This is a genomic window from Sphingomonas sp., assembly GCF_032114135.1.
Taxonomy (GTDB): Bacteria; Pseudomonadota; Alphaproteobacteria; order Sphingomonadales; family Sphingomonadaceae; genus Sphingomonas.
Window position 1 is genome coordinate 1 of sequence record NZ_DAMCTA010000012.1, and the last position, 6773, is coordinate 6773.

A 6773-nucleotide genomic window follows, 5' to 3' on the forward strand; every position below is an offset into this window, starting at 1 on the left:
AAATGGGCGCGCTGCTGCCTAGTGCCGCTGCCCATTCCGCCCGCGGCTGTTCGCGACCAGCTTCCGCCGTTCGCATCAGCCGTCGTGAAGGTCCGCTTCTGACAGAAGCTGCCGATTGGTCACACGAGCCACGAGGTCGCTTATCGCGGCGCGATCGAGCGGACGGAGATCGATCGAGTTGTGGATGCCGATTCCTTCAACCAAGGCGTCAAGGCCGCGCGCGGTCAATGGATCGAAGAACCGCTCCAGAGCAGCGCGACTGTTGTTCATCCAGCGCCGCATGATTGCTGCCACCGGGGGATGGCGCGCTGCAAAGGCATAGAGTTCGTAGCTGAGTAGCAGCGTTCGCGGTTCCGCCCAGACCGACCCGCTGATGATGTCGATGACCGCCTCGCGCGCGCTGTCGCGGTCGGTCGCAGCCGCCAGCTTGGCACGGAAGGCGTCCGAGGCTTCTTCCGCCAATTGCACGAACGCCTCGGTGAGTAACGCCTCGAGCGTCTCGAAATAATAGGTGACCGATCCCAGCGGCACGCCCGCTGCCGCAGCGATGAGGCGATGTGTGGTGTTCGAGACGCCGCGATCGGCGATCACGTCGAGCGCGGCCGCGACGATGCGCTGCCGCCTTTCAGGATCGTTTCGCCTCGCTGCTCCCTCGGCCATACCAACGTTCCCCAAACGCCATTGCATTCGATGTGTACAAATGTACACATGCGGCCGCTACGCGGCGGGAGGGTTCCTGCAGCAAACATGTTGCGAGGGGAAGGACGATGCAGAAACCAGAGCTGTCGCGCCGGACGATCCTGGGTAGCGCGGTCGCGCTGAGTGTCCCGGGCGGCGCATGCGCGGCCCTAAGTCCCGCTGCCGACGAAGCCGTGTTAGGGCGGAGGGACGGCCGCTGGCTCAACGTACCGAAGCGGTGGCACGCGGACGCCGGCGAGGACCTGACGCTGGTGACCGATCGCGGCACCGATTTCTGGCGGGAGACGCATTACGGCTTCACCCGTGACAGCGGGCACTTCCTCGGCTTCCCGACCGGCGACGCATTCACCGCGCAACTGCGCATCCGCGGCCGCTACGAGAAGCTGTACGACCAGGCGGGCATCATGGTGCGTGTCGATGAGCGCCGCTGGGTGAAGGCGGGGATCGAGCTCTCCGATGGCCGCGCCATGCTCAGCAGCGTGCTGACCGACGGCCGATCGGACTGGTCCACCGGTCCTTATGCCGGCGACGCTGCCGATTTCTGGATGCGCGCAACGGTCGCCAAGGGCGTGCTGCGCCTGCAGGTTTCGGCCGATGGCAAGACCTGGCCGTTGGTGCGGCTGGCGCCGTTTCCAGTGGCACCCGCCTATCAGGTGGGCCCGATGGCATGTACGCCGGAGCGGGAAGGGCTGGAGGTGCGGTTCTCCGATCTCCGCATCACTGCGCCGCTCGGCAAAGACCTACACGACCTGAGCTGAGCCCATGACCCAGAAGCAGCGCATGCTGGCCGGCGAACTCTACATTGCCGACGATCCCGAGATCGCCGCCGACTCCGCGCGCGCGGCGGCCTGGATGGTGCGATACAATGCGTCGCTCGCCGACGACCCGGCCCATCGGCATGCGCTGCTGGTCGAGGGGCTAGGGCAGGTGGGGGCAGGGACGGTCGTCCGTCCGCCCTTTCACTGCGACTATGGCACCAACATCCATCTCGGCGCGCGCGTCTTCCTCAATTTCGGCTGCGTGATCCTGGACGTGGTGCGCGTCGAGATCTGCGCTGGCACGCAGATCGGGCCGGGGGTGCAGATACTCACCGCCGATCACCCGCGCGATTCGGAACTGCGGGCGCAGGGGCTCGAGTTCGGACGGCCGATTTGCATCGGCGCCAATGTCTGGATCGGCGGCGGTGCGCTGATCCTGCCAGGCGTGACGATCGGCGACGACGCGATCATCGGCGCCGGCAGCGTGGTGACGCGCGACGTGGCCGCCGGTGCGACCGTCGCAGGCAATCCCGCGCGACCGGTGGCGCGATGACGGAGCCGGCGCCGGATAGGACGACGGACGGCAAGCTGCACTTCGAAGTGCTCGATGGGTTGCGGGGCACCGCGGCGCTGCTGGTGGTAGCGTTCCACATTCAGGGCATTACCGTGCTGTTCGAGGCCAACCGGCTGCTGCTCCCGCACGCCTATCTGGCGGTCGACTTCTTTTTTGCTTTGTCCGGTTTCGTCGTTGGCTACGCCTATGACGATCGCTGGGGGCGAATGAAGGTGCGGGAGTTCCTTGCCCGCCGGCTTGTACGATTGCACCCGCTGGTGGTGCTGGGAGCATTGCTGGGGCTGGTGAGCTACTGCGTGGACCCCTTTGCTGGGGATCGGCAGCGTGCCCCCTGGCCGCTCGTTGCTCTGGCGTTCAGCGCGGCACTGCTGGCGCTGCCCTCGGCGCCGCTGGCCAATCGGCTGGGGGACAGCCATCCCATCAATGCACCGGCCTGGACGCTGCTCCAGGAATATATCGCCAACCTCACCTATGCGCTGGTGTTGCGGCACCTCGACGTGCGACCGCTGATTGGACTGACGATCCTCGCGGGCATCGCCTCGGCTGCGATGGCGCTGACGCTCGGCTCCTACGACACCGGCTGGGCGCTTTACAATTTCTGGGGCGGGCTGGTGCGGCTGGCCTATCCCTTCCTCGCCGGTCTGTTGCTGTTCCGGCTTCGGGATCGGCTGCCGCAGATACGGCTGGGCTTCCTGTCGCTCAGCGTGCTGCTGCTGCTGGCGTTCGGCGCACCGGTGCTGCCCCAGTTCTGGGGCGTGAAGTTGAATGGACTGTACCAGGCTGCATGCGTGCTGCTGCTTTTCCCGGCGATCCTCGTCGCAGGTCGGCATTCGTCAGGTAGTCCGCTGACCTTGCGGCTCTGCAAGGCGGCGGGGCGGATTTCCTACCCGCTCTACATCACCCATTATCCGTTCGTGTACGTTTACATGAACTGGGTGGCGACGGCGCCGGCATCCTCGGGAATGACCGCCGCTGTCGCGATCCTGCTGTATCTGCTCACGCTCCTGGTTGCCGTCGCTGCCCTGCAGCTATGGGACAGGCCCATTCGGCGGCGGCTGCAAGCCGTGCTCCATCGAACTTGATCAAGATAACTGCCCCTCCGGTCGCCGCCATCCTCGGCGATTCTGCCACTCCCGAGAGGGAGAGCGCCTTCGATCTTCGCTCCGTCACCGAGAGCATAGGCTCGAAACTCAAAGGATTGGCGGGCAACACTGATGCGGCTGCCCAAAGGCGGTCGAGCCCTGCGAGAAAGCCTCGCATGTTGCCCAGCCTCACGATTCCCAGAGCGTGATCAGCTATGTCCGGCCAATGCTTACTGATGCGTGCTCAAAGCCATCTGAGCAATAAGGATGCGTGGCTGCATTCGACCAGATATTGCCATCCACGTGTATCCGTCCGAAAGTCCGGATCTGACGGAAGCCGCCGATCGAGCGACGCCAATTGCGGGACATGAAGCACAGGCGTCACTATTCAAGCGACTCCGCCCGCTGCCCGGAACCGGCCCGCCGTGGGAGGTGCGACAATCCTGTTCTTCCACCTCCGACGCGCCAATTCGGGAAAAAAATCGAGAACAGGACTCAAGAAGCCAAACCTGCCTTCCGGATGCCAGCCTGGACAGGCTCCTTCTGCCCGCAAGAGGTTCTCAATTGGGAACGACGCCCTCATTCCGAAGCGAAGGTCGCCCGGATATCGTCCACCAGCGCTGCGGGATTTTCCATCGCAGCGAAGTGGCCGCCGCGCTCGGGCTGATTGTAGTGCCGCAGGTCGGCGAACCTCTTCTCCGCCCAGCGGCGCGAGAGCCGCAGCGCCTCGCCGGGGAACATGCTGACGCCCGCCGGCAGCAGAACCGGATCGCCGGGCATACCGCCCTGCGCCCGTGCATTGTCCCAGTAGAACCGCGCCGAACTCGCTCCGGCATTGGGCAGCCAGTAGAGCATGATGTCGTCAATCATATGGTCGAGGGGGATCACCCGCGTCGGCTCTCCCCCGCTATCGCTCACGTCCTGGAAAAGGGCATACATCCAGGCTGCGAGCCCAACCGGGGAGTCCGCCAGTGCGAAGCCGACCGATTGCGGCCGGGTGTTTTGGAGCTTCATGTAGCCGGATTGCTCGGCCTCGTACCGTGCCATGGCAGCGAGCATCGCCTGCTCCTCCAGGGACGCCTCCGCCACTTCCTGATCGGTAGGCCGGAACAGGACCATGTTGAGGTGGATGCCGGAAAGCCCGGGCGCGCGCATATGCGCCAGCGCCGACACGACGGCCGCGCCCCAATCCCCGCCCTGCGCGAACCAGTGCGCGACATATCCGAGCCGCCGCATCAGCTCGGCATAGGTGCCGGCGACGCGGCCGACGTTCCAGCCCGGCTCGGTCGGCTTGTCCGAAAAGCCGAACCCCGGCAGTGACGGGATGACCAGGTGGAACGCCTGCGGCGCATCACCGCCATGCGCCACCGGATCGGTCAGCGGCGCGATCATCTCGCGAAACTCGAGGATCGATCCCGGCCAGCCATGGGCCAGCAGCAACGGCACCGCGTCGGGCTCGGGCGAGCGGATATGGAGGAAGTGGATCCCCATTCCGTCGATGACGGTACGGCTGCTTCCCGAGGCATTGATTAGCGCCTCGGCAATGCGCCAGTCATACCCGTTCTGCCAGCGGTCCACGAGGGACCGGATCGCGGGAAGCGTCGGCCCCTGGCTGCCGTCGGTGACGGTGCCGGCATCGGGCCAGCGGGTGCGGGCCAACCGGTCGGCGAGGTCGGCTAGCTCGATATCCGCGACCCGGATCGGAAACGGGGTGATGGCGTCGGTCATGGCGGGCTTGTCCTTTCGGCGGGGTGAGAGGCTCAAAGGGTGGGGGCGAGGACATCCGCGGCGCGTGACCAGTGGCGCTTGCCGTAGCGGGCATTGTCGAGGTCGTGCAGCTTGCCGCGGCCGGTCGACATGTCGCGGAGATATTGCATCCCTTGCCACACGGGGAACGGTGCGTCGGTATCTGGGGTCAGCGCCCGCACGACCGCGATGATGGCGCTCAGGCGCCCGATGCCACCGGCACGCAGCAGCTTCCACGGCCGGTCATCCATCCCGGTCAGCAGCGCGGCGAGGCCACGCGGGCTGATCTGGTCGCCGGCGATCCGCAGATAGCGAGGTGCCGCTGGGTCCATCGCCGCGTCCGCGGTGAACGCCGCCACGTCGTCCTTGGTCGTGAAGTCGAACAACTGGTCGGCGTTCCCCCAATAGAGCACGCGGCGTAGCTTGTGCAGGACGATCGGCGCTTCGCCTTCCAGCAGATCCGCGAACGGCCCGTTCAGGATCGACGTGGCGCGGATCGGGGCGGCGTCGACCCGCGCTGCGAAGGTGCGACGCAGGTCCATGTTGCGGTTATCGCCGGGGCGCGTCGCCCGATAATCCAGGCTGAAGTCCGACGGAATGAAATGCGGCGTCCGCGCCGCGACGGCGGCATCGAGGAGCCGCCCTTGGACCCCCAGGATCACCGGCGCCGTGCCGTTGAGCGCCGAGACTACCGACACCGCGCCGGTGACGGCGCCGGTCAGCGCCGCGTCGTCATTGTGATCGACCGCTACTTGGTGGACCTGGTCCAGGTTCAGCTTGTCGACCGGACGCCGCACCAGCGCCCGCACGGACGCCCCCTTCGCGGTCAGCGCCGTGACGATCCGAAACCCAAGGTCACCTGCGGCCCCTGCGACGACCACCACCGGCCTGGTCTGCCCATCGTCCATCGCCTCGCACCTCCTGCTGTGTGATGCGATCGCAGATACCTGTTGCGCTTCGGCGTGATTAGGCCGAGCGATCGCGACAGGGTGTTGCGGAAAGTGGAACGACCATGGAATTGTCCGACCTGCGCGCCTTCGCGCGCATTGCCGACCTGATGAGCGTGTCGGCTGCGGCCCGCGCCCTCGGCTTGCCGAAGTCGGGGGTCAGCCGAGCGCTTGCCAGGCTGGAGCGGGATGTCGGGGTGCTCCTGGTCGATCGCTCGACGCGGCACTTGCGGCTGACCGACGCCGGCGCGCATTTCCGCCCGCACGCCCTGCGCATCCTGGCCGATGTCGACGAGGCGGGCGCTGCGCTCGATGGCCTGGGTGCCGTCCCCGCCGGTTCGCTCACGATCAGTCTGCCGTTCACGATCGCGACGGCGCTGGTCGCGCCGATGCTGCCGGCGTTCATGGCGCGTTATCCGCAGGTCCGGATTGTGCTGGCTGTCGAGAACCGATTCATAGACATGCCGGCTGATCCCGTCGACCTGATGATCCGGGTGGGGCCGCTGGTGGACAGCGACCTGATCGCGCGTCGGCTGCTGGTATCGGAGACTTGGCTGTGCGTCAGCCCTGACTACCTCGCGGCGCGCGGTACGCCCCTACGTGCCGCCGACCTGTCGGACCACCATTTGATCGGCTATCATGATCGGGCGACCGTGTACCTCGACGGACCAGCCGACGATGCCGGTCGGATCGAGTTGGCGCCCGCGATTGCGATCTCCGACGCCGCAGCGCTGCTTCCCGTGGTGCTGGCCGGTGCCGGGATCGCACCCTTGCCCGACTTTCTCGCCCGCTCTCTCGTCGCGGACGGTCGGCTCGTCAGACTGCGGCCGACCATCGCGCGCGAGCACAGCGTGATCCACGCCGTCTACCCCAGCCATCGCAGCCTCTCCGCAAAGGTGCGGGTCTTCATCGACGCACTGGCGGCGAGTGTCTCGCACCTCGAACTTGGCGAGTAGGTTCTCTGAAG

7 protein-coding genes are annotated in these 6773 nt (G+C 66.4%); 4 read left to right on the top strand and 3 right to left on the bottom strand.

What is annotated here, in order from left to right:
- Window positions 1-75: 75 nt before the first annotated feature.
- Window positions 76-660: a TetR family transcriptional regulator gene (locus tag RT655_RS19930; protein ID WP_313540584.1), complete on the bottom strand. Its 585-nt coding sequence runs from the start codon at window positions 658-660 to the stop codon at window positions 76-78.
- A 107-nt stretch (window positions 661-767) separates the two neighbouring features.
- Here RT655_RS19930 and RT655_RS19935 point away from each other — a divergent pair, with 107 nt between their 5' ends.
- From RT655_RS19935 to RT655_RS19945, 3 genes are read left to right on the top strand one after another with little or no spacing between them, the layout of a single operon-like run.
- Complete coding sequence (locus RT655_RS19935; protein ID WP_313540587.1) at window positions 768-1457, top strand: DUF1349 domain-containing protein; 690 nt, start codon at window positions 768-770, stop codon at window positions 1455-1457.
- A 4-nt stretch (window positions 1458-1461) separates the two neighbouring features.
- Complete coding sequence (locus tag RT655_RS19940) at window positions 1462-2010, top strand: sugar O-acetyltransferase (protein WP_313540590.1); 549 nt, start codon at window positions 1462-1464, stop codon at window positions 2008-2010.
- The gene (locus RT655_RS19945; RefSeq protein ID WP_313540593.1) at window positions 2007-3113 is read left to right on the top strand and encodes an acyltransferase; all 1107 of its coding nucleotides are present in this window, start codon (window positions 2007-2009) and stop codon (window positions 3111-3113) included. The genes RT655_RS19940 and RT655_RS19945 overlap by 4 nt, the downstream gene beginning before the upstream one ends.
- A gap of 579 nt (window positions 3114-3692) precedes the next feature.
- Here the strand turns inward: RT655_RS19945 and RT655_RS19950 are convergent.
- Window positions 3693-4841 carry an epoxide hydrolase gene (locus tag RT655_RS19950; protein WP_313540595.1) on the bottom strand — a complete coding sequence of 383 codons (1149 nt, stop codon included), beginning with the start codon at window positions 4839-4841 and terminating at the stop codon, window positions 3693-3695.
- A 32-nt stretch (window positions 4842-4873) separates the two neighbouring features.
- Window positions 4874-5767 (bottom strand): NmrA family NAD(P)-binding protein, encoded by an 894-nt coding sequence (locus tag RT655_RS19955; RefSeq protein ID WP_313540597.1) that lies wholly within the window; start codon window positions 5765-5767, stop codon window positions 4874-4876.
- Between the two features lie 104 nt (window positions 5768-5871).
- Between RT655_RS19955 and RT655_RS19960 the strand changes: the two genes are divergently transcribed.
- A complete protein-coding gene (locus tag RT655_RS19960; RefSeq protein WP_313540600.1) occupies window positions 5872-6762 on the top strand; it encodes a LysR family transcriptional regulator in 891 nt (296 codons plus the stop codon).
- Window positions 6763-6773: the final 11 nt, after the last annotated feature.